20 protein-coding genes and 2 pseudogenes are annotated in these 20,791 nt (G+C 64.1%); 17 read left to right on the plus strand and 5 right to left on the minus strand.

The window, feature by feature from the left end:
• Positions 1 to 81: 81 nt before the first annotated feature.
• The 5 genes from hflK to AMD14_RS06390 all read left to right on the plus strand — a co-directional run bounded on the left by hflK (position 82) and on the right by AMD14_RS06390 (position 8,161).
• Positions 82 to 1,209 carry an FtsH protease activity modulator HflK gene (hflK, locus tag AMD14_RS06370; protein ID WP_005920523.1) on the plus strand — a complete coding sequence of 376 codons (1,128 nt, stop codon included), beginning with the start codon at positions 82 to 84 and terminating at the stop codon, positions 1,207 to 1,209.
• The gene (gene hflC, locus AMD14_RS06375; protein WP_003483929.1) at positions 1,209 to 2,072 is read left to right on the plus strand and encodes a protease modulator HflC; all 864 of its coding nucleotides are present in this window, start codon (positions 1,209 to 1,211) and stop codon (positions 2,070 to 2,072) included. The genes hflK and hflC overlap by 1 nt, the downstream gene beginning before the upstream one ends.
• Positions 2,073 to 2,456: 384 nt before the next feature.
• Positions 2,457 to 2,921 carry an REP-associated tyrosine transposase gene (locus tag AMD14_RS06380; RefSeq protein ID WP_005913955.1) on the plus strand — a complete coding sequence of 155 codons (465 nt, stop codon included), beginning with the start codon at positions 2,457 to 2,459 and terminating at the stop codon, positions 2,919 to 2,921.
• Between the two features lie 898 nt (positions 2,922 to 3,819).
• Positions 3,820 to 5,112 carry an adenylosuccinate synthase gene (locus tag AMD14_RS06385; protein ID WP_005913957.1) on the plus strand — a complete coding sequence of 431 codons (1,293 nt, stop codon included), beginning with the start codon at positions 3,820 to 3,822 and terminating at the stop codon, positions 5,110 to 5,112.
• Positions 5,113 to 5,488: 376 nt separating this feature from the next.
• The gene (locus tag AMD14_RS06390; protein ID WP_011050734.1) at positions 5,489 to 8,161 is read left to right on the plus strand and encodes a M1 family metallopeptidase; all 2,673 of its coding nucleotides are present in this window, start codon (positions 5,489 to 5,491) and stop codon (positions 8,159 to 8,161) included.
• 260 nt (positions 8,162 to 8,421) lie between these two features.
• On the opposite strand, the pseudogene AMD14_RS25650 reads toward AMD14_RS06390, so the two are convergent.
• A pseudogene (locus tag AMD14_RS25650) lies at positions 8,422 to 8,631 on the minus strand (hypothetical protein); the annotation flags it as partial.
• A gap of 253 nt (positions 8,632 to 8,884) precedes the next feature.
• The gene (gene bdcA, locus AMD14_RS06400; protein WP_011050735.1) at positions 8,885 to 9,598 is read right to left on the minus strand and encodes an SDR family oxidoreductase; all 714 of its coding nucleotides are present in this window, start codon (positions 9,596 to 9,598) and stop codon (positions 8,885 to 8,887) included.
• Between the two features lie 70 nt (positions 9,599 to 9,668).
• Between bdcA and AMD14_RS06405 the strand changes: the two genes are divergently transcribed.
• The 11 genes and pseudogenes from AMD14_RS06405 (at position 9,669) to AMD14_RS06450 (ending at position 17,007) form a co-directional block, all read left to right on the plus strand.
• On the plus strand, positions 9,669 to 10,259 hold the full coding sequence (locus AMD14_RS06405) for a TetR/AcrR family transcriptional regulator (RefSeq protein ID WP_011050736.1): 591 nt from the start codon (positions 9,669 to 9,671) through the stop codon (positions 10,257 to 10,259).
• A 492-nt stretch (positions 10,260 to 10,751) separates the two neighbouring features.
• Positions 10,752 to 11,669: a hypothetical protein gene (locus tag AMD14_RS22940; RefSeq protein WP_165780949.1), complete on the plus strand. Its 918-nt coding sequence runs from the start codon at positions 10,752 to 10,754 to the stop codon at positions 11,667 to 11,669.
• Positions 11,670 to 11,836: 167 nt separating this feature from the next.
• Positions 11,837 to 12,751, plus strand: a complete 915-nt coding sequence (locus tag AMD14_RS06415; protein WP_223293159.1) for a hypothetical protein — start codon at positions 11,837 to 11,839, stop codon at positions 12,749 to 12,751.
• A gap of 68 nt (positions 12,752 to 12,819) precedes the next feature.
• On the plus strand, positions 12,820 to 14,133 hold the full coding sequence (locus AMD14_RS06420; protein ID WP_011050739.1) for a hypothetical protein: 1,314 nt from the start codon (positions 12,820 to 12,822) through the stop codon (positions 14,131 to 14,133).
• Positions 14,097 to 14,435, plus strand: coding sequence for an XVIPCD domain-containing protein (locus AMD14_RS25655; RefSeq protein ID WP_425508930.1), 339 nt, complete (start codon positions 14,097 to 14,099; stop codon positions 14,433 to 14,435). Before AMD14_RS06420 ends, AMD14_RS25655 begins: the two co-directional genes overlap by 37 nt.
• 129 nt (positions 14,436 to 14,564) lie before the next feature.
• Positions 14,565 to 15,095 carry a hypothetical protein gene (locus AMD14_RS06430; RefSeq protein WP_011050741.1) on the plus strand — a complete coding sequence of 177 codons (531 nt, stop codon included), beginning with the start codon at positions 14,565 to 14,567 and terminating at the stop codon, positions 15,093 to 15,095.
• On the plus strand, positions 15,085 to 15,771 hold the full coding sequence (locus AMD14_RS06435; protein ID WP_015462938.1) for a hypothetical protein: 687 nt from the start codon (positions 15,085 to 15,087) through the stop codon (positions 15,769 to 15,771). The genes AMD14_RS06430 and AMD14_RS06435 overlap by 11 nt, the downstream gene beginning before the upstream one ends.
• A 95-nt stretch (positions 15,772 to 15,866) precedes the next feature.
• Entirely contained in the window at positions 15,867 to 16,130 is a 264-nt protein-coding gene (locus AMD14_RS06440; RefSeq protein WP_011050743.1) for a YlcI/YnfO family protein, read from the plus strand.
• Positions 16,131 to 16,136: 6 nt separating this feature from the next.
• On the plus strand, positions 16,137 to 16,385 hold the full coding sequence (locus tag AMD14_RS06445) for a type II toxin-antitoxin system RelE/ParE family toxin (RefSeq protein ID WP_015462939.1): 249 nt from the start codon (positions 16,137 to 16,139) through the stop codon (positions 16,383 to 16,385).
• 81 nt (positions 16,386 to 16,466) lie between these two features.
• A pseudogene (locus AMD14_RS22945) lies at positions 16,467 to 16,613 on the plus strand (type I restriction enzyme endonuclease domain-containing protein); the annotation flags it as partial.
• 127 nt (positions 16,614 to 16,740) lie between these two features.
• Positions 16,741 to 17,007 (plus strand): XAC0095 family protein, encoded by a 267-nt coding sequence (locus AMD14_RS06450; protein WP_003490626.1) that lies wholly within the window; start codon positions 16,741 to 16,743, stop codon positions 17,005 to 17,007.
• A gap of 247 nt (positions 17,008 to 17,254) precedes the next feature.
• On the opposite strand, the gene xopAU is transcribed toward AMD14_RS06450, so the two are convergent.
• Together xopAU and AMD14_RS24850 are read right to left on the minus strand one after the other, a co-directional pair.
• Positions 17,255 to 18,829, minus strand: coding sequence for a serine/threonine protein kinase (gene xopAU, locus AMD14_RS06455; RefSeq protein ID WP_040107584.1), 1,575 nt, complete (start codon positions 18,827 to 18,829; stop codon positions 17,255 to 17,257).
• A 119-nt stretch (positions 18,830 to 18,948) separates the two neighbouring features.
• Positions 18,949 to 19,227, minus strand: coding sequence for a hypothetical protein (locus AMD14_RS24850; protein WP_039579178.1), 279 nt, complete (start codon positions 19,225 to 19,227; stop codon positions 18,949 to 18,951).
• Positions 19,228 to 19,238: 11 nt separating this feature from the next.
• On the opposite strand from AMD14_RS24850, the gene xopAV reads away from it, so the two are divergent.
• Positions 19,239 to 20,015, plus strand: a complete 777-nt coding sequence (gene xopAV, locus AMD14_RS06465) for a type III secretion system effector XopAV (protein ID WP_015462941.1) — start codon at positions 19,239 to 19,241, stop codon at positions 20,013 to 20,015.
• Between the two features lie 62 nt (positions 20,016 to 20,077).
• Here the strand turns inward: xopAV and AMD14_RS06470 are convergent, their stop codons facing one another.
• Positions 20,078 to 20,707: a TetR/AcrR family transcriptional regulator gene (locus AMD14_RS06470; protein WP_011050748.1), complete on the minus strand. Its 630-nt coding sequence runs from the start codon at positions 20,705 to 20,707 to the stop codon at positions 20,078 to 20,080.
• Between the last annotated feature and the right edge of the window lie 84 nt (positions 20,708 to 20,791).

The raw sequence follows: 20,791 nt of genomic DNA on the forward strand, positions 1-20,791 counted from the left end.
CCATCTAGTAGAATCGGCGAATCAAACAACATGGCGGCACTGCGGGACTGGCCCGCACAGCCCCTCGATCATGGAGCGTGCATGGCCTGGAACACACCCGGCAACAAGGGCGGAGACGGCCCGGACCCCAACCGTCGCAGGTCCTGGGGCCCGCGCGGTGGTGGCAACGGTGGCGGTTGGGGCAATCTGCCCGCTCCGTTGAAGGAGCTGTTCGATGGCGGCGTGGGGCGCTGGATCCTGGTCGCGGTGGTGCTGATGGTGCTGTTCTCCAGCTTCCAGCTCATCGGCGAGCAGCAGCGTGGCGTGGTGCTGCGCTTCGGCCAGTTCTCGCGCATCCTGCAGCCCGGCCCGAACTTCAAGCTGCCCTGGCCGATCGAGTCGGTGCGCAAGGTCAATGCCACCGAGATCAAGACCTTCAGCAACCAGGTGCCGGTGCTGACGCGCGACGAAAACATCGTCAACGTGTCGCTCAACGTGCAGTACCAGATCAGCGACCCGCGCAAATACCTGTTCGGTTCGCGCAATGCCGATCTGGTGCTGGAGCAGGCCGCGCAAAGTGCCGTGCGTGAGCAGGTGGGGCGTTCGGACCTCAATACCGTGCTCAACAATCGCGGCCCGCTGGCGATCGCGTCCAAGGATCGTCTGCAGGCGGCGCTGGATGCCTATAACACCGGCCTGGCGGTCACCGGCGTGACCTTGCCGGATGCGCGCCCGCCGGAAGAAGTGAAGCCGGCCTTCGACGAGGTCAATGGTGCCCAGCAGGTGCGCGAGCGCCTGATCAACGAAGCGCAGGCCTACGCCGCCAAGGTGGTGCCCGAAGCGCGCGGCCAGGGGGCACGCACCCGTACCGGTGCCGAAGGCTACAAGCAGGCCACCATTTCGAAGGCCGAGGGTGATGCCGACCGCTTCACGCTGTTGCAGGCCCAGTATGCTGGCGCGCCGGAAGTCACCCGCAAGCGGCTGTGGCTGGAAACCGTGCAGAAGGTGCTGTCGGAGAACCGCAAGGTCATCGGTAGCGATGGCCGCCAGGTCATCTACGTGCCATTGCCGGCCGATGCCAGCAAGCCGGCCGCTTCCGGCGGCACTGCCAGCATGCCGTCGATGGTGCCCCAGGACGTGCTGTTGAATCCGCCGCAAAGCGCCAGTAGCGAGACCATCCGCAACCCGGAGCGCGGCCCGCGCCCGACCGGCCGTGAGGGAACCGAATAATGAAGAATTCGCTAGTCATCGGCCTGATCATCGCCGTGTTGCTGACCCTGATGGGCTCGGTATTCGTCGTGCGCGAAGACCAGACCGCCATGGTGCTCAACCTGGGCCGTGTGGTGCGTGCCGACCTCAAGCCCGGCCTGCATTTCAAGATTCCGGTGGTGGAATCGGTGCGCGTGTTCGACCGCCGCTTCCAGGTGCTGGACACCGCTCCGGCGCGTTACTTCACTGCCGAACAGAAAGACGTGAGCGTGGATTTCTTCGCCATCGGTTACATCTCCGACGTGCGGGCGTTCTATCGTGCGACCGGTGGCGAGGAATCGGTGGCCAACTCGCGCCTGGCCCCGATCATCACCGACTCGCTGCGCAACCAGATCAACTCGCGCACGCTGCAACAGCTGGTTTCCGGCGATCGCAGCGAGCTGATCGCCAACCAGCTCAAGGGCATCAACGGCGCCATCAAGGGCCTGGGGATGCAGATCACCGACCTGCGCATCAAGCAGATCGACCTGCCGACCGACAGCCAGGTGATCACCGACGTGTACGAGCGCATGCGCGCCCAGCGCAAGCAGGAAGCCAGCAAGCTGCGCGCCGAAGGCGAAGAGCAGGCCCTGACCATCCGCGCGCAAGCCGACCGCGAGTCCACCGTCATCGTGGCCGACGCCGAGCGCGACGCCCAGAAGCTGCGTGGCGAAGGCGATGCCGAAGCGGCGCGCATCTACGGCCAGGCCGGCTCCAAGGACCCGTCGTTCTATGCGTTCTACCGCAGCCTGGAGGCCTACCGCAGCTCCATGACCGACGGCAACGGCGTGGTGGTGCTGGACAAGAACGACCCGTTCCTGCAGTACCTCAAGAGCGATCGTTGATCGCTCTGGCTTGAGACAAGAACGCCCGCGTAATGCGGGCGTTTTTGTATCTGCCTTTCACCGCCGGGCAGACAGACGCGCGCGCCCCACCGCAGGAGCGCACCCGGGCGCGCTCCTACGCGGGGTATATGTGGCCGATGGATCGGGCGCTGGCGCTTCGTGCACTGCGATGCTGATGGGTATGTCCGGAATCCGCAGCTGCCTGGAGCGCCTCTTCCGTCGCGTTGGCCAGACTCGGCCCGGTAGGAACGCGCCCGGGCGCGACGGGCCTTACCGGTCGACCCCGCTGATGGCCTCTGACAGTCGGTCGCGACATGGATCCCCTAGCGCAGAATGCGGTAACCGCCGATATCACGCGTGGTCCAAGGCCATCAGCATCGCGGCATGGCCAACATTGACTCTCCAGGGCATCGCGCGCTGCGTCGCGGCAGGCGGTCTTCGCCCAACAGCGTGTACCTGCTGACCACCACGACCTGGCAGCGTCGCGCCGTGTTCGCAGATTTTCTGCTGGCAGCAACCGCCTGCCGGGCATTCACCGCAGCAACGCCTTGCGATGCCAGGCTGCTGGCCTGGGTGTTGATGCCGGATCATGCACATTGGCTGTTGCAGCTGGGGAGCGTCACCTCGTTGGCCGACGCCGTGTCTCGCATGAAAGCGTGCGCAGCGCGTTCGGTGAACGATCAGCGGCAGCATCAGGCACCGGTCTGGAGCCGTAGCTACCATGACCACGCGTTGCGCAAAGACGACGACCTGCACGCAGCCGCGCGTTACCTCATCGCCAATCCGCTCCGGGCCGGGCTGGTCACCCACATCGGCGATTATGCGTTCTGGGATGCGATCTGGCTCTGAGCTTCGAGCCGCCAGCAGAGCGACTGCGTGTCCACCGTTTGCCGCGCTCCTAGCGGGTGGGTTTGTCTGGAGTGTTGGGTCGGGCTGCCTGTCGTGGATCGGGCGATGGTGCTTTGGGCGGTCTGCAGGTTTGCCAAGGTTCGCTACGTTGCCGCGTAGGAGCGCACCTGGGCGCGACGGCTTCACCGGTAATGCCCGTCGCGCCCGGGTGCGCTCCTACGATGTAGGTTTGTCAGGGCGGTGATTCGGGCTGCCTGTCGTGGATCGGGCGATGGTGCCTTGGGCGGTCTGCAGGTTGCCAAGGTTCGCTACGTTGCCGCGTAGGAGCGCACCTGGGCGCGACTGATTTATCGGGAATGCCCGTCGCGCCCGGGTGCGCTCCTACGATGTAGGTTTGTCAGGGCGGTGATTCGGGCTGCCTGTCGTGGATCGGGCGATGGTGCCTTGGGCGGTCTGCAGGTTGCCAAGGTTCGCTACGTTGCCGCGTAGGAGCGCACCTGGGCGCGACGGCTTCACCGGTAATGCCTGTCGCGCCCAGGTGCGCTCCTACGACCTCATTGGGATTGTCGCTACGGTGATCTTCCAGGCTAGGGGCCTAGGGACCCTAGTGGCCGGCAGCGCTCGGAGCACCGCGCAAACGACAGCCAGCCGCAATCTGACCCGCCCCCCGATCCGCCGTCGCCAGGGGTAGTGCACGTCACTCGAAACCCGGATAATGCACAAAAGCCGGCCGGGCGCGCTCCAACCAGAGCACTCGGTTCGGCTTTTTCCGTGTCAGGGCTATCGCGCCACTGCAACGCTCCCCGATGGAGTCGCGCGCAGGGTGTCGCGGCCAGCCCTGCAGCGGTCCCATCCCGCGGCCCCGATGGCCGCAGCAAAACGTAGGAGTTCACCCGTCATGGGTCAGTCAGTTGTCGTGCTCGGTGCCCAGTGGGGCGATGAAGGCAAAGGCAAGATCGTCGATCTGCTCACCGAGGAAATCGGTGCGGTGGTCCGCTTCCAGGGCGGCCACAACGCCGGCCACACGCTTGTCATCAACGGCAAGAAGACCGTCTTGCATCTGATTCCGTCCGGCATCCTGCGCGACGACGCGCTGTGCCTGATCGGCAATGGCGTGGTGATCTCCCCGGCCGCGTTGATCAAGGAAATCAGCGAGCTGGAAGACGCCGGCGTGGAAGTGCGTTCGCGCCTGAAGATCTCCCCGGCTGCGCCGTTGATCATGCCCTACCACATCGCGCTGGATCAGGCGCGCGAGAAGGCGGCCGGCGGCAAGGCCATCGGCACCACCGGCCGCGGCATCGGCCCGGCCTACGAAGACAAGGTGGCGCGTCGCGGCATCCGCATCGCCGACCTGCATTACCCGCCGCAGCTGGAAGAGTTGCTGCGCACTGCGCTGGACTACCACAACTTCGTGCTGACCAAGTACCTGGGCGTGGAAGCGGTCGATTTCCAGAAGACCTACGACGAGGCGCTGGCCTTCGGCGAGTACGTGCAGCCGATGAAGTCGGACGTGGCCGGGATCCTGCACGACCTGCGCAAGCAGGGTAAGCGCGTGTTGTTCGAAGGCGCGCAGGGTGCGTTGCTGGACATCGACCACGGCACCTATCCGTACGTCACCAGTTCCAACACCACCGTGGGCGGCGCATTGGCCGGTACCGGCGTTGGCGCCGATGCGATCGACTACGTACTCGGCATTGCCAAAGCATATGCCACGCGCGTCGGCGGCGGCCCGTTCCCGACCGAACTGGACGACGAAGTGGGCCAGGGTATCCGCGACCGCGGTGCCGAGTACGGCGCGTCCACCGGTCGCCCGCGTCGCTGCGGCTGGATGGATATCGTGGCGCTCAAGCGTGCGGTGGCCATCAACGGCATTTCCGGCCTGTGCATCACCAAGCTCGACGTGCTCGACGGCATGGAGAAGCTGAAGATCTGCATCGCCTACGAATATCACGGCAAGCGCACCGAGTACGCGCCGCTGGACGCGCAGGGCTGGGAAGAGTGCACCCCCGTGTACCTGGAGTTCCCGGGCTGGAGCGAAAACACCCACGGCATCACCGTGTGGGACGACCTGCCGCCGGCCGCCCGCGCCTACCTGCGCGCGCTGGAGGAACTGGCCGGCTGCCCGATCTCGATCGTTTCCACCGGCCCGGACCGCGACCACACCATGGTGCTGCAGGACCCGTTCGCCTGATCGGCTGATGCGTGATTGAACCGACGAAAGCCCTGTGAAAGCGGGGCTTTTGTTTGCAGAACGCCATTGCGTTGCCTCATCCACGCGCCCCGCACCTTCCTGACGGCTGCAGATGAAGTGGTGTTGGTCGCCCTCGCCCGATCGATGCGGGGCGGGTTCAGCATGGCCGTGTAGCATGCTCGCGCCAGCCGGGATTGCCTTGCCCTGGTTCGATGCATGCGTGCCCTGTCGTTGCCGTGGCTTCTCTTTGACGTGTGTGTCTTCGCGTCTGTCAGGCAGGCGCATGACTTTCGGCCGTGTGTGGTCTTGCGGGCCGGCGCCATGATGCTGGCCGCTGTACCACTTCGTTTACTTCATTACTCTTTTTAGGAATGTCATGCGCCAGATCCTGGTGACTGCTATTGCGCTGGCCCTGGCCAGCACCTGCGCCGTTGCGCCGGCTCACGCTGCTGTCGCTGCACCGGAGGCGGTCAGCGCATCGGCCGCGCAGGTCACCAGCCAGTTGCCGCGCACGGCCAAGCCCACCCACTACGCGGTGGAGATCACACCGTATGCCGACAAGATGACCTTCGACGGCAAGGTGGCCATCGACATCGTGGTGCTACAAGCCACCGACCGCATCGTATTGCAGGCGGCCAACCTCAGCTTCGCGCGCAGTACCTTGGCGCAGCGCAAGGGGGGCACGCCGCAGACGGCCAAGGTCAGCACCGATGAGCAGGCGCAGACCGCCACCTTCGCCTTCGACAGACCGCTGGCACCGGGCAACTACGTGTTGTCCATCGAGTACAGCGGTGTGATCAATACGCAGGCCAACGGCCTGTTCGCGCTGGATTACGCCACCGCGCAAGGCCAGCGCCGCGCGTTGTTCACCCAGTTCGAAAACTCCGATGCACGCCGCTTCATTCCGTCGTGGGACGAGCCTGATTTCAAGGCTACCTTCGACCTGGCAGTCAATGCGCCGGCCGCGCAGATGGCGGTGAGCAACATGCCGGTTGCCTCGTCCGGCAATGGTGCCGGCGGCATGAAGCGCGTGGCCTTCCAGACCACGCCCAAGATGTCCACGTACCTGTTGTTCCTGAGTGTCGGCGACTTCGAGCGGGCGACGCGCAAGGCCGACAATGGCACCGAGATCGGCGTGATCGCGCAGAAAGGCAAGGTGGACCAGGCGCAGTTCGCACTGGATTCCGGCCGCGATGTGCTGCACGAATACAACGCCTATTTCGGCATTCCATATCCGTTGCCGAAGCTGGACAACATCGCCGCACCCGGGCAAAGCCAGTTCTTCAGCGCAATGGAAAACTGGGGAGCGATCTTCACCTTCGAATACTCGCTACTGCTCGACCCGGCCACCTCCAACATCGACGACAAGCAGGACGTTTTCACCGTTGCCGCGCACGAGATCGCGCATCAATGGTTCGGTAATCTGGTGACCATGGCCTGGTGGGACGACCTGTGGCTCAACGAAGGGTTCGCCAACTGGATGGAGGCGCGCACCACGCACAAGCTGCACCCGGAGTGGGATATCGACAACACCGGCGCAGCCTTCAAAAGCCGCGCGGCGATGCAGCGCGATGCCTATGTAACCACCCACCCGGTGGTGCAGCACGTCGCTACCGTGGAGCAGGCCAGCCAGGCATTCGACCAGATCACCTACGACAAGGGCGAAGCGGTGATCGCCATGCTCGAAGACTATGTGGGCGCGGACAACTGGCGCAGCGGCGTGCGCAGCTATCTCAAGCAGCACCAATACGGCAACGCCGTCACCGATGCGCTGTGGCAGCAGATCGATGTAGTGGCACCGGGCAAGCAGTTCACCCAGGTGGCGCACGACTTCACGTTGCAGCCGGGTGTGCCGTTGATCCAGGTCAGCGCCAGCTGCACGGCCGGCACCACGACCGTGCAGCTGAAACAAGGCCAATACACCGTCGACCGCCCCGACAAACAGCCATTGCGCTGGCATGTGCCCGTCACGGTGCGCGGCGCCAATGGCACGCCGGTGCGCGTATTGGTGGATGGCAGCGCGCAGCTGCAGCTAGCCGGCTGCGATGCGCCTGTCGTGGTCAATGCCGGGCAGAAGGGTTACTTCCGTACGCTGTATGCGCCGGCGCAATTCACCGCGGTCACCAAGGGGTTCGACGCGTTGCCGGTGGTCGATCAGTTGGGCGTGCTGATGGATACCGCTGCGCTGGCACCGGTAGGCCTGCAGCCCGAAGCGGACCTGCTTGAGCTCACCGCCAAGGTGCCGGTCGGTGGCTCGCCGGATCTGTGGAAAGTGGTGTCCGAGACGTATTCCAGCATCGATCGCCTGTTCGCGGGCGACCTCAAGGCGCAGGCCAGCTGGCGGCGCTTCGCGCGCGTGCGGCTTGCTCCCGAGTTCGCCACGCTCGGCTGGGACGAGCGCAAGGACGACAGTGCACAGACCAAGCAGCTGCGTGCCAGCCTGCTCAACAGCCTGAGCGCGCTGGACGATGCACAGGTGATTGCCGAGGCGCAGCGTCGTTTCGCTGCGTTCCAGGCCGACCCGGGCACGTTGTCGCCGGAGTTGCGTAGCACGGTGCTGCGCATCGTCGCCCGCCACGCCGACGCGGCCACCTGGGACGCATTGCATGCCATGGCGAAGAAGGAAACCTCCTCGATGCTGCGCGACCAGTCCTACGCGTTGCTCGCCTACGCCAAGGACCCGGCATTGGCGCAGCGCGCCCTTGAACTTGCGCTCACCGACGAGCCCGGCGCCACCAGTGGCGCCAGCATGATCGGCGCTGTCGCCAGCGAGCACCCGGAACTGGCATTCGACTTCGCCTTGGCGCATCGCACCCAGGTGAATACGCTGATCGACTCCACCTCGCGCGCCCGTTACTACCCGCACCTGGCCGCAGGGTCGAACAGGCTGGAGACCATCGACAAGATCAAGGCGTACGCCGATACCTACCTGGCCCCCACCTCGCGCCGCGATGCAGAAACCGCCATCAGCACCATCAAGACGCGCGTGACGTTGCGCGAACGGCGCGTGCCGCAGATTGCGGCCTGGTTGAAAAAGCGCAACGCCTGACGCGTTGCGTGGAGCAACAAAAAGCCCGGTAGTTTCCGGGCTTTTTGTTTGGTGCATTGGCCACCAGTGCAGATGGAGCGGATTGGCCAGCAACAGTAGCGCAGGGATCTGGCGGGTGAATGCCCGAAAAGTGCACCGCTTGCGTGGTGGTTGCCGTTCCGGTGTCGAGCGATTCCGTGCGATGCTGCGTGCTGCAACTCTGCGCGCCGCACCTGGCTCCGGCACGCCGGCCGACCGGCTGCGGTTGGCTGCGTGCACCACGCCATGCGCATCGACATATTCTCGCGAATCCGATTGTCCATCTCTTGCTGCTGGCTCTGCGCCAGCGCCTGCTGCCACTGCACGCTGGCGGTTTCCAGTTGTTGCAGCGACTGCGCAACCGGTGTGCGCACCGCCACATCGGTGGGCATGGCAGCACGCAAGTGGGCAGGGTTAAGCACCGACCGGATGACATCATGCGCATTGGTCAATCCATTGCTGGGTTTGTCGCGAACGATAGGCAACGCAGGGTCAACAGGGTCTGCAAGGTCAAGCCAGCGATTGCATGTGCAATACGGCGCAAGACATGGGAAGACGATCAATCACGGCCAACGGCATCATGCATGTGGATCACGATGCTGGCGATGCAACAGCAGCTCGCCCTGCACGTCGACGGAGGGCGCTTGCCGCCATCCGTTGCGCTACATGTCGAGCTGCAGTGGCATCAATCCAAGCGACGACGCGTCACGCCCCGAACGCACCATCGATCGTATGCATCGCGCCGGTCACGAAGCTCGCTTCCGGGCCCGCCAGCCAGGCCACCATGCCGGCGACTTCGTCGGCGCGGCCGTGGCGTTTGATCGCCATGAAGCTGTGCATCAGGTCTTTCATCGGCCCGTTTTCCGGATTGGCGTCGGTATCGATCGGGCCCGGTTGCACCACGTTGATGGTGATGCCGCGCGGCCCGAAGTCGCGCGCCAGCCCGCGCGCAAGCCCTTGCAGCGCGGATTTGCTCAGCGCGTAGGACGCCATGCCGGGCAGCGGCATGCGGTCGCCGTTGACCGAGCCGATCACGATGATCCGCCCGCCGGGCGGCATCTGCCGCGCTGCCTCCACGGCGGCGTGGTAGGGCGCGTGCACGTTGATGCGGAACAGCCGGTCCACCGCGTCCGGATCCTGGTCCAGCGCATCGCCGAACAAGGCGATGCCGGAGTTGACCACCAGGACATCCAGCGGCCCGCTGCGTCGCACCGTGTCGATGACCGCATCGCGATCGGCGCTGTCGGCCAGCACCGCGCTGCTGCCGGTGTCGCCGGCCAGGCGCTGCGCCGCCTCGGCGGAGCCGGCGTAGGTAAACGTCACTCGCGCGCCATCGGCTACGAAGCGCCGCACGATCGCGGCCCCAATCCCCCGGCTGCCGCCGAGCACCAATACCGACTTGTCTTTGAACGCTGACATGCATCACCTCGCAATTAATGTAGCGAGTAATACATAATATTTTTCGCCTGCCGTCAAGGATTTTGTAACTATGACTACAGAAAACCCCCGGGCCCGCGGCCGGCCGCGCGCATTCGACCCGGACCAAGCGGTCGCCACTGCGCAGCAGCTGTTTCATGCGCGCGGCTACGACGCACTGAGCGTGGCCGACCTCACCCAGGCGCTGGGCATCAACCCGCCCAGTTTCTACGCCGCCTTCGGCAGCAAGGCCGGCCTGTATGCGCGCATCCTCGACCGCTACGCGCAGACCGGCGCCATCCCGCTGCCGCAACTCCTGGACACCGACCGACCGCTGTCCGACGCGCTGGCCGACGTACTGGAGCAGGCCGCCCGCTGCTACGCCGCAGATCCCGCCGCCACCGGCTGCCTGGTGCTGGAAGGCACGCGCAGCAACGACGCGCAGGCACGCGAGGCGGCCTGCAGCTTTCATGTCGCCGCCCAGGAGTTGATCCGCTCCCACATCGCCAAGCAGTGCCCGCACGACGCAGACCGGCTGGCGGATTTCGTCAGCACCACCATGGCCGGCCTGTCCGCCAGCGCCCGGCATGGGCAGAGCCTGGAGCGCCTGCTGGCGAGTGCGCGCTTGGCGGGGGAGGGGATTCGGGCGGCGCTGCGCGACTAGGCGGGGTGCGAGTGGGCAGAAGGCTTTCGATGGTGTGAGCGCGCCTGCTCGCTAATCGAGGGTGCGCTTGCCGTTACCCAGTACGGTCAATGGGCGGGTGGTACGAGATGGTCGTGATCGGCCGTCGCTCAGGCGAAGTCGTTGTTGGGTGACTGGTGCGGCGAATCAGCAAGGGGCAGGGCAGCGCCTATAGGCATCCATTTCCTAGGCTGGTTTTAACGCGGGCCACTTAGACCTCTTAGTGCAATGCCGGCGATCACATGGAGCCGCACGCAGCGTGTTGGTTGAACGGTCCGAGCCATCCGAATTGCTGCTCACCCCGGACAGTCGCGCTGAGTCCCTACCAGATGGCGTCTTTGCGGGATGCAGGGTCTATTTCGGTCCCGAGATGAGAGTGTCGCCGAACCGTTTTCGTCTGCGATCGGTCACTTGACCGAGCCTGGTCATGCGGCCACAGTCCGGGACGTTCACCCTCTTCGTTCAAGGATGCCCGTGAAGAAGCTGACGCATTGCATCGTTGCGACCGCGCTGGTGCCCATCATGACGCTTGGGTGTGCACGGCTTTCGATGGAACAGGCTGCCGCAAAACGCCTAACTGGTACATACGAAGCATCGTCCTTTCCTCAGGCGCCCGCTGCCACGCCTTCACCTTGGGTGTCCTTCAAAGTGGAACGGCAGATGGGCGCCGTCTGCGTGGACCGTACGCAATCACAGGGCTCCTCACCTGCGCCTTTGCTAAGGGATGGGTTTTGCAAAGGCCCGGCACCTGCGCATATGGCGGCTGCATTGCTTGCCCTGCCTGCAGATGCGGTCGATGCCTCGCCGCAAGCGCGCGAAGCGCGCCTGCGCGATGCCGTATACGTGGCCGCGCCCGGCCTGGGACGGCGCGCGGACTTCACCGTGGTTGCCGGTGACCTGACGATCCGTTCGTTCGAAAGTGCCGATCCTGACAAAACGGTGTACTTGGTCTGGCCGGTGAAATGTGGCGCGGGCGAGGCAGGCCTTGCGTGCCAGTCAGGCAAAGGGCAAAAGGCGTATCGCGTCACCAAGGACGGCACCGCACGCGATGTCAGTGCAGCGGTGTTTCCACCAGCGCCTAGCCTGACTGCAGAAGATGTTGCCCGGCAAAACGACCACGGCGGCTCGGAGCTTTTTCTGTTCGATGACAAGCTGCCCTTGGCGCCGACAATGCGATGGGTGATGGAATTCGACCCTGACCAGCCGCTGGCCACCGATGACCCGAAGCGCGTCGGGTCTTACGCCCATTTTGGTTTTCTTCGTTGGACAGGCGAACGCTTCGAGCTGGTGGAACGGGTTCCCAGAGCGCAGTGGCCGTGCCGCCAGCAGCGCACAGGCGAACCGGCATGTGCGGATTATCCAGATGGTGAGGACCGTTTCGTTGCCCGGTAACGCGGTGTGGCAACGCAGATTGCCAATCCATGGCGTGCGGCATAAGGTGAGTTCTTAACGCGCAGGTCGCGCCAAGCCGGAGCAGTAACCGGTGCAACAGAGCAAAAAAGACGTGGCCTGGCAAAAGTCAGTCGATCCTGACCTAGGCCATCCAGACGGAGCAGAGCATGCAGCATCGCCACTTGAACGGACTGGTTGTGGGGGCCGTGTTCATCGTCGCAGCTGGATGCGTCCAAGACAGCGTCCGCTCGGCACCCCGGCCCCATGCGATGGCTGCCGCCGAGAATGCCTACCCAGCAGTGCCTTCGTCTTCTCCAAAACCTTGGAAGCGCTTCGCGCTGGAGCAAGGTATGGGGGCAACCTGTTCAACCCGGTCGCAGCGAAGCTCTTCCGGTAGGAGCGCGCTGTTGCCTGCCGACGAATGCATCGGCCCTGCGCCGCGTCCGCTGGCTAAGGTCATTCTGTCGCTTCCATCGTCTGATCTGGGGGTTGCCCCCGAGACACGTATGGAAGCCTTGAAGCATGCCGCGTACGTTGCTTCGCCCGGCTTGGGCGCACGCGCAGATTTCACGTTGGCGACCAATACTTTCTGGGCGCGCTCGTTTGAGTCGCGCGAACCGAGTAACACCGTTTACCTGGTTGGAGGGGTGACGTGCACCGATCAGACAATGGACTGCAAGGAGTCGGGGGGCGTCCGCGCGTTCCGGTTCGAAGGGCAAGGCCGGCTGGTAGATGTCAGTGGAGAGGTGTTGCCAGCTGCGCCCACATTGTCCGAAGAGGAGGTTCGGCGCTATCAAGCCTATGCCGAGCCGGTTCCCATTCTGGATGTTTCGCGCCTGTGGCAAGTTCCCGTGTTGCGCTGGGTTATCGAGTCGGATCCCGATGCACCGCTTTCCGATGACCCGCGCTATTACAACGACTGGGCGTATCTGCATTTCGGGTTTCTGGTCTGGACCGGGCAGCGCTTCGAATTGAAGGACAAGGTTGATCGCTCGCGATGGCCGTGCAGGCCGGTGGCCGAAGGAAAGCCTGCCTGTTCCGACGCGCTGGACAGCAGGGGCGATCGCTTTGTAACTCCTTAATCCATGCAGGGGGACCACAGACGGCAAGGGTCATAGAGTTCAATATCAAAGGAAGCGCAGACGACGTTGTGGCGCTGTTCAACGCCAACCGTCCAGCAGATGCCGTGGCATTGCTGGAACGACATCGGCAGGGGCAGCCAGAGGTCGTGCAAGAAAGCTTGGATCGCTATGTCGGCACCCAGGCGCAGCGCGGTATCGCCGCCGGTGCAGAGCGCTCGCAGGCACCAGGCGTTGCTGCAGCGCTACAGCGGTTGCAAGGCATCCAGACTACGGCGCCGCGGTTTCCATCCGAAGATGAGATGGCCGCACTCGCCGACAGCCAGAAGTACGACGTCTACGCAAGCATCGCGCAGGCTCGTGGCAACGCGGCAGCGGATCAAGCGCTGGCAACGCCAGGGCAACGGGTGATTCTTGGGCTACGTCAAGAGAACTCCACACTCGACGCGATGGAGGATTCGGCCCATCCAACCCGACGGCGGGCAGATAACCCGGCGACTGCGCGCGATGAGTCGCGCGGCGGCAGCGGCGTCTACAACGATCGTCTGGTCGTTCTTTGGAAGGATGTGGACGGCACCGCACATGTGGTTGAGTCCAATCGCGCCAATACGGAGCCTACTGCGCAATACGACCACCATGCCGGCAATACGGGAGCCAGGCCGCTGGGCGAAGGCGGCCGCGAGAACCGTAGATTCGATCCATCTCCAGGATTTGAAAGTATTACGCGGCCCCGCAAGATCGAAGGCGACGATGTCAACGCGGACGGTGTGCGTGACCTTGGACGTCTGCGCGAAGGCACGATCGAAATGCAGGGTGCGCAGCATCCCAATCCCTTGCTGGCCGGGACTATGGACAGCGCACTGAGGCCGACCCAGGCCGCAGTCGCCGCAGGGCGCGGCATGGTGCAGCGGGACAGCAACGCCGACGGCTGGTTCGACCAGACCGATGTCAATGGCACGCAGGATCTCAACGACACGTTCAAGATCCATCGCGGATCACGTGGCAGTACCGATTCAGCCGGTTGCCAGACGATCCACGCGGACGACTACGACGCATTCGTGAATGCGGTTCAAGGCAACCCCGCACAGACGCGCTGGCAATACGTGCTGACCAGCACCACACCCGGGCCGGTGCGGGAGCAGCAACGGGACCAAGGGAGGGGGAATGAAGGGGCGCAGCCAGGGGAGGAAGAGCGTGGTCATCCGCCGGCCCAGCCGCAGCGGCAGAACGGCGGGCCTGCAGCGCCGGTGCCTGGGAGGCCACGACAGGCAGACGCAGAAGACGCCCACCCGCGCCTCATCCATTGCATGCACAGGCCAGCACCTTGGTTGGCCGGTTGGACGCCAGCATGGGTCGCGCCAGCGATGCGCACAGCGAGCGGATGAGCGCCAGCCTGGCCCATCTGGCAAAGGAGCACGGGCTCGAGCGCATCGACCACGTAATGCTGAGCAACCAAACGCCGCGTGCAGCGGCCGCTGCCACCGTGTTCGTGGTACAGGGCGAACCCAGCAACCCGGCCCATCTGCGCGCCAGCATGCCCACCGACGTGGCCGTCACTACGCCGGTGGAGCAATCGCTGGCAAAGCTGCAAGAGCTAGATGCGCGTACCTTGGCGCAAGCGCAGAGTCTGGCGCAGGAAAGATCGATGGCGCAGGGGGAGGCGGTCAAGCCGCGAAGTATTGGATGAGGTCGTCCGTTTCCACTGTCTGACTGTAGATCAAGGCTCGGGGTTCGCTTTCGAAAATGCCCACTTGCAAAAATCGGTCGCTCGACAGATATTCCATATTCCGGAATATGGAACAAGGCTTGCCTGGCTGTGGAACTGAAACCTCAGGATCTGGTGGTGCTGTACAAGCAGGTCGCCCAGGCGGGCCAGGCCTGGACGTATGCATCCCTTGGAGAAGCACTGGGCATGAGCGCCTCTCAGGTGCATCGCAGCGTCAAGCGCGCGGTGGCATCCGGCTTGGCGCTGGAAAAAAGCCGCGGCGAGTGGGAGACGGTACGCACGGCGCTGCATGAATTTGCGGTCCACGGCGTGCGTTACGCCTTTCCCGCAGTCATCGGGCCGCCAAAGCGTGGCATTCCTACGGCCTTTGGTGTACCCCCACTGTCCACTGCGATTGCCAGCGCCCCAGGGGATGCACCGGTGTGGCCAAGCGCGCAGGGCACGGCCAAAGGCCCCAGCTTGTCGCCGTTGTCGACCGGTGTGCCCAGCGCTGCGCTGGCCGACCCTGCCTTGCACCAACTGCTGGCGCTGCAGGACGCCCTACGCAGCGGGCGTGCCCGCGAGCGCACGCTGGCAGCGAGCTATCTCAAACAATTGCTGAGGCTTGGCGATGCGCTCTGACGATCCTAATTTGCCGCACCTGCTTGTGATTGCGAATGCATTGGGCGAGCTTTGCGAACACGTAGTCTTCCTCGGCGGAGCAGTTGTTGGCCTGCTGGTATCCGATCCATTGGCGGAAAGCGTCCGCGCCACCTATGACGTCGATGCGGTGGTCAATCTTGATTGGGCCCGATTCCGCGGTATCGAGGCGCGCGTGGAATCTCAGGGATTTGCGCGCGAGATGCGCAGCGGTGTCGTCTGCCGCTGGGTACACCAAGCGTCGGGCATCCTCTTCGACCTAATGCCGGTGGATGCCGGCGTGCTTGGCTTCTCCAACCGCTGGTACGCCCATGCTGTAGAGACGGCCCAAGTGGTGGCCTTGAGTGATCGCCTGTCCATCCGCTTGGTGACAGCCACAGCATTCGTCGCGACCAAGCTCGAAGCCTTCGCTACCCGAGGCAACAGCGACTTTCTTTCCAGTCACGACCTGGAGGACGTCCTCAATGTCGTCGATGGCCGGGCCGAGCTGGTGGAAGAGTTTGCCGTGGAGCATGCAGACTTTCGGCATTGGGCTGCCGACGTGTTCGTGGGGCTGGTGGATAACCCGGCGTTTGTGAACGCGTTGCCGGGATTGGTCGCCGAACCGGAGCGCGCAAGCGTCGTGCTTCAACGCCTACGCACCATTGCATCAGCGTAGCTGCGACATCGTGGGCTTAGGTCTGCAAAGAAAACCTTGAAGCACCACCACCCGCTTGCGATGATGCATCGCAATTGCAACGCACTGGGCCTGCCATGAAATCCGCATCTCTTCCATCGCTCCGGGTAGACCCGGCGCTGCGCGAAGCGGCCGAAGCCGTGTTGCAGGAGGGCGAGACGCTGTCCAGCTTTGTCGAGCACTCCGTCCGCGCCCAGGTGCAGCAGCGCCAGCAGCAGGAAGCCTTCATCGCACGCGGGCTGGCCTCGCGTGACAGCGCCAAGGCGGCAGGCCACTACATCGACGTGAAGGATGTGCTGGCCGGGCTGCAGTCCCAGCTGGACGAGGCGCGCAAGAGCTGATCCAGGGTGCGCTTCAACGTCCGTTTTACCGAGGAGGCGCGTAATTATCTTGCGCGGCTCTACGGCGATTTGTTGCAGCGGGCTGGGACTGATTTTGCTGTGGCCGAGCGCGCTTTGCAGCTCCCTGGTGATGGAATCACCGTACTTGAAGTGGCACCGCTGAGCTGTCGTAAAGTTCGCCAAGACAAACCTTTCCAGCGTGAACTGGTGATTGGCTTCGGCCCCAGTGGCTATGCGCTGTTGTTGGAAGTCTAAGATAAGAAGACGGTGCTTCCGCTCGCGGTGAGGCATCAGCGCGAAGGCGACTGGTGCTAGGGTCTACGGCGAAGAACGTATAGAAATTCGGCGCGCGCGCGCATGCGCATGCGTGTGTTGGTCAAGCGCATCCTGCGTAAGTACGGCTACCCGCCTGATCCACAAGATGCCGCCGTGCGGACGGTGCTGCAACAGGCGGAGGCGCTCTCCGCTGCATGGTCTGCATGACTTGGGCTATTGACGCCGGGTGACTGCGATAGCAGGATTTGGTCACGGAGCCTCGGAACTCCTCGTACAGCGGCTCGTCACCTCCGACAACGGTGGTTTCGCTTGATTGGTACCTGCGAGAGATCCAATGACCGAGGCTTATCACTACTCAGATGCAACCGCTGGCTACTACCTGCCAGAAGGCGCGCAATACCGTCTGCAGCAACTGCGCGACCACATGCGCTTCTTGGCGCGCCTTGCGCAGCCACGCACGCAGGCCGAAGAGCAGGCTAGGCAGCCGGCCATCTGCATGGATGAGTTGGCGTTTTGTCTGGAGCTACTGGCCGAGCAGGTGGGGAGAGTGCTGGACGATGTGGAGTGCGCTGTCATCGAAGGGGCGCATCCGTTGCCATGACGTGTTGTGCCCTCCGGATCTTGTTGACGTCTGGATCACCGCCGAATGGACGCATGATCGGCACGGGTATGGCAGCACGCAGCGATGCCGATCGAATGCCCGTATCAGCGCTCAGACTGCGCGCGTACGTGCACACTTGGCTCACTTGTTTTTCAATCCCGCGCTTTTAGACCCAGCCACTACACCCTGCGTGGTCCGTCGGCTCGCGCTCGCCTGTAACCGTGGGCGCTGCTAAAAATAATTGCTGCTAAAAAGAAGGCAAGCGCGTCAGTTTTTCGAAGGTGCGATGCATCCGATCACGGGGCGGGAGCGGCGGTTCGGTGAAAAAGGGGGCGCGCAGCAGTCTCTCGGCCTTGGTGCGTTCGCCGGTTCCGTCGTCCAGCATGCTGTTGAAGAAGCCGACCACCGTGCGCTTGTGGTCTGCGGGGAGGGCCTGCAACGCATCCATGAAGGGAAAGGTGTCTGCGGTCTTGGGGCGATTGATCCCGATCATGCCCATGTTGTAGTCGGGGCGCTTGAGCACATGCACCAGCAGTTGCGCCACGCTGTAGACGTCGCGCGTATGCCTGGCGGGGGTGCTCAAGTCGTAAAAGCCCGGTGTGCCGCCGCGGTTAGGGTCGCCTTCCTCTGAACCGAGCCCCATGTCGATCAGCCGAAAGATCTTGGTGGGTTGGTCGTACATGACGTTGTTGTGCGAGATGTCCTGATGCACGATGCCGGCGTCTTCGCAGCAGGCGATGCCCACCAGTACATCGGCCATCAGCTGCCGGGCCAGGCCGAGATACTCCATTGCGCTGATGGCGCCTTGCTGCAGCGCCGGGCGTGCGCGGCCAATCATGCTGCGCACGCTGATGCCGTCGATTTTCTCCAGCAAAATTCCGAAGGTATGTTCGATCTGCACCACGCCATGGGCGTGGACGATATACGGCACTGCATCCACCGACCTGATCATTTGATACTCCTGGAAGATCATGGCTCTGCGCTCAGCGATCCGTTCCTGCAGCGTCGGTGCGTCTGCAACGGTGGCAGGGTCGTACAGTGTCAGTGGGATCGGCCGTTGCGGGTTCGTGCACAACAAGGCCTTGAAGATGAAGTCGCGTCCGCAATGTTGCTCGCCCTGCCAGAGATCTTCGGCCAGCCGCACCGCGTAGGTTGAGGCGGATGCGCCGGTGCCGACGGTGGGCATGGCGTCCAGCGTTCCTGCAGTGCCTGCGTGCCCGGTTTCCAGCGTCACCTTGAGAAAACCAGTGTCTACATCCAGGGCGCCTGGCTTCAACGCCGATAACTTCTGGATCAAGTCCGGGCGTTCGGATCGGCTGGTCAGCGATTTCACCAGACGCGGGCTCAGCACGACGTGCTGCCGGGCATGACGCATCTCGCTGACCAGCCGCCGTGCGTTGCGCAAGTTCTGGAATGCGTCATTGCTGTCGGCGCCCGCAAGGGCGGATGTGCGCGCCGGTGTCTCCAGCAGGCAGGCCCATGTCGGTGAGCCGGGCTGCTGGCCGAGACGGGGGCTGCGGCCGGTGACAGGCGTCGTTGGCGAATCGCTACTGGATGAGGACCAGGTGTGCGGTGCCAACGCTGCCTGCAGGTGGGGCACCACGACCTCCAGGCGCTTACGTTCATCGGCGAGCATGCCGGTGGTGCTTCTGCGTTTTTCCAGCAGGTTGAGCGGATGGTCTGCGACGGGATGGGGCGGGGTGTGTTGCTCGGGCGCCTGTGCAGTTTCGGGCGCATCGCGCTCTGCGTCTGCACGTAGCGCCGTGGAAGGGAGAGTGAAGTTGCCGGAGATCTGTTTCATGGTGGAGGCCAGTGTGGTCAACGATCAGGGGAGGTGGCTCTGGCGGTTCGCTTGCAACACGCGGCCATGCGGCAACTGGCGTGCGCCCGTTGGAACCAGGAGCCGCTCAGCGGCGATGTCGGCTGCGTCACCCGGCATCATCATTGAGGCAGTGGTGCATGCGTAGGGAGCAATGCACGAAGCGGTGCAGGCGTGTGCGAAGTTGCGCCAGTGCTGCGTGTCTTGGCATCTGGGGCGGCGGGATCGCCCCGGCGGGTGTGGCCGACGCGCAATGTCCACGCGATCGCCAGCGACTCGGCTCGTTCGCCTGCAGCGATGCGCCGGTGCCGGCTGGAACGCGTGCGCGCTTTGGCAAGCGCCGCGCCGCTTGTTTCGTGTTCGGCAATGGTTTTTCGGCCGGATGCGTCATGCTCGATCATGCTGGGGAACAATGGTGGGCATCGATCGCGGAGAGGTGACCATGCGACCTTTAGCATTGACGTCCGCCACGCGCCGAGGCGCCAGGCGCGAGCAGCAAGAGGGCGCGACCGTGGCAGACGCCGGCCCGTCTGCACCGGCCAGCGACCCGCACGCCAACACGCAATTGGCCCAGAACCTGCCGCGGCGGCCCGTGCGCGAGGCGCCGCTGAGAGCGCCTGGCACGCCGCATGGCGCCCACCTCGCCAATGTGGGACGCTCGATCGCATATGTGGGCGCCGCCGGGGCCGCACTCTGCGGAGGGTTTGCGGCCCTCCAGGCACCTGCCGCGGCGGCATACGGCTATCTCAACGATGATCTGTATTACAAGAATCTCGCTGTGGTCAGTAGCTGCCAGGCAGTAGGAGCGCTGGCCGCATTCCTGGGGATGAGGCTGGCCGATGTGATGGCCGCTCGCTACGTGGAGGCGCAAGCTCGGTGGTACGAAGTGCCGACGAAGGCGCAGCGGGCAAGCGAGTTGGGAACAACCGAGGCCTGCCTGGATGAGGCGGTCGACATGGTGACCATATTCGACGCCGACCATCCTGGGCCTGCCATGGACGGAGGCGAGCAGCTGGTATTGGCCACGGATCTGCTGCACCTCATGACGGTGGAGCGTTCTCGCTTGCCGCCGGAATTGTGGCAAGCGGCCAGCGGTGTTGGCGACGATGCGCACAGGTTGGTCACCCAGCTTTTGCAGGCAGCCAGAGCCCGTGCAGCGGATGAAGCGTCGACGTCGTCGGCAGACTGAGTGAGCGCTGGCAAATGGCGGGAGCATGCGGCCCGCAATCGCGAGCCGGTGCTGCTTGAGGATTACAGCGGCGCCGACTTGAGGATGCCCGACAAACTCTCCCGCAGGATCAGCTGCAGATGCATGCGGTTGAGTTCCATGCCGCTGGTCATCACGCTGTGCAGGCCGCCGCACATGGCAGCGACGGCGAAGACGCGGGCCTGGAATTCGTGTTCGCTGCTGGCGGTGTCGGTGTGGCCGCGGAGCAGGCGCTTGAGCAATGCGCTGAGGTGTTCGATCAGCGATGCGCTCTGCCGGCGCATGAAGGCGGCCAGCACCGGGTCGCGCAGGGTAGCCAGGTGCAGCTCCAGGTCGATGCGGGTGCGCTTGATGTTGATTTCCTGCAGCAGCCAGTCTTCGAGCAGGCCGGCGATGAAGTCCACCACGTGCACGTTGGCCGGGCGTTCCACCAGCCACATCTGACGGATGGCGCGCATGTAGTTGCGTTCGAGCAATGCGCGCACCAGCGCGTCCTTGTCTTCGAAGCGCTGCAGCAGACTGCCGCATGACAGACGGGTGCGTTCGGCGATGAGCTCGAAGCTGGTGGCCGAAAGGCCGATCTCGTCGATGCAGCGTTCGGCGGCGTCCAGTACGTCGTCTACCAGGAGCTCTTCGCGCTGTTTTGCGGTGCGCAGCTGAAGGACGTTGGACATGGGCGAGCGGTGTGTCGGGGGCCTGCAGTATACCGAGACAGGGTTATGCATCCGTTGGAGCCGCGCTGGTCCGTGCTATGGCGC

Source organism: Xanthomonas citri pv. citri, assembly GCF_000961215.1.
Lineage (GTDB): Bacteria > Pseudomonadota > Gammaproteobacteria > Xanthomonadales > Xanthomonadaceae > Xanthomonas > Xanthomonas cissicola.

What these genes read in the sequence shown, in the direction of transcription:
- hflK (WP_005920523.1), top strand. Translation starts at nt 82, where the DNA reads ATGGCCTGGAACACACCCGGCAACAAGGGCGGAGACGGCCCGGACCCC.
- hflC (WP_003483929.1), top strand. Translation starts at nt 1,209, where the DNA reads ATGAAGAATTCGCTAGTCATCGGCCTGATCATCGCCGTGTTGCTGACC.
- AMD14_RS06380 (WP_005913955.1), top strand. Translation starts at nt 2,457, where the DNA reads ATGGCCAACATTGACTCTCCAGGGCATCGCGCGCTGCGTCGCGGCAGG.
- AMD14_RS06385 (WP_005913957.1), top strand. Translation starts at nt 3,820, where the DNA reads ATGGGTCAGTCAGTTGTCGTGCTCGGTGCCCAGTGGGGCGATGAAGGC.
- AMD14_RS06390 (WP_011050734.1), top strand. Translation starts at nt 5,489, where the DNA reads ATGCGCCAGATCCTGGTGACTGCTATTGCGCTGGCCCTGGCCAGCACC.
- bdcA (WP_011050735.1), bottom strand. Translation starts at nt 9,598, where the DNA reads ATGTCAGCGTTCAAAGACAAGTCGGTATTGGTGCTCGGCGGCAGCCGG.
- AMD14_RS06405 (WP_011050736.1), top strand. Translation starts at nt 9,669, where the DNA reads ATGACTACAGAAAACCCCCGGGCCCGCGGCCGGCCGCGCGCATTCGAC.
- AMD14_RS06415 (WP_223293159.1), top strand. Translation starts at nt 11,837, where the DNA reads ATGCAGCATCGCCACTTGAACGGACTGGTTGTGGGGGCCGTGTTCATC.
- AMD14_RS25655 (WP_425508930.1), top strand. Translation starts at nt 14,097, where the DNA reads ATGGGTCGCGCCAGCGATGCGCACAGCGAGCGGATGAGCGCCAGCCTG.
- AMD14_RS06435 (WP_015462938.1), top strand. Translation starts at nt 15,085, where the DNA reads ATGCGCTCTGACGATCCTAATTTGCCGCACCTGCTTGTGATTGCGAAT.
- AMD14_RS06440 (WP_011050743.1), top strand. Translation starts at nt 15,867, where the DNA reads ATGAAATCCGCATCTCTTCCATCGCTCCGGGTAGACCCGGCGCTGCGC.
- AMD14_RS06450 (WP_003490626.1), top strand. Translation starts at nt 16,741, where the DNA reads ATGACCGAGGCTTATCACTACTCAGATGCAACCGCTGGCTACTACCTG.
- AMD14_RS24850 (WP_039579178.1), bottom strand. Translation starts at nt 19,227, where the DNA reads ATGATCGAGCATGACGCATCCGGCCGAAAAACCATTGCCGAACACGAA.
- xopAV (WP_015462941.1), top strand. Translation starts at nt 19,239, where the DNA reads ATGGTGGGCATCGATCGCGGAGAGGTGACCATGCGACCTTTAGCATTG.
- AMD14_RS06470 (WP_011050748.1), bottom strand. Translation starts at nt 20,707, where the DNA reads ATGTCCAACGTCCTTCAGCTGCGCACCGCAAAACAGCGCGAAGAGCTC.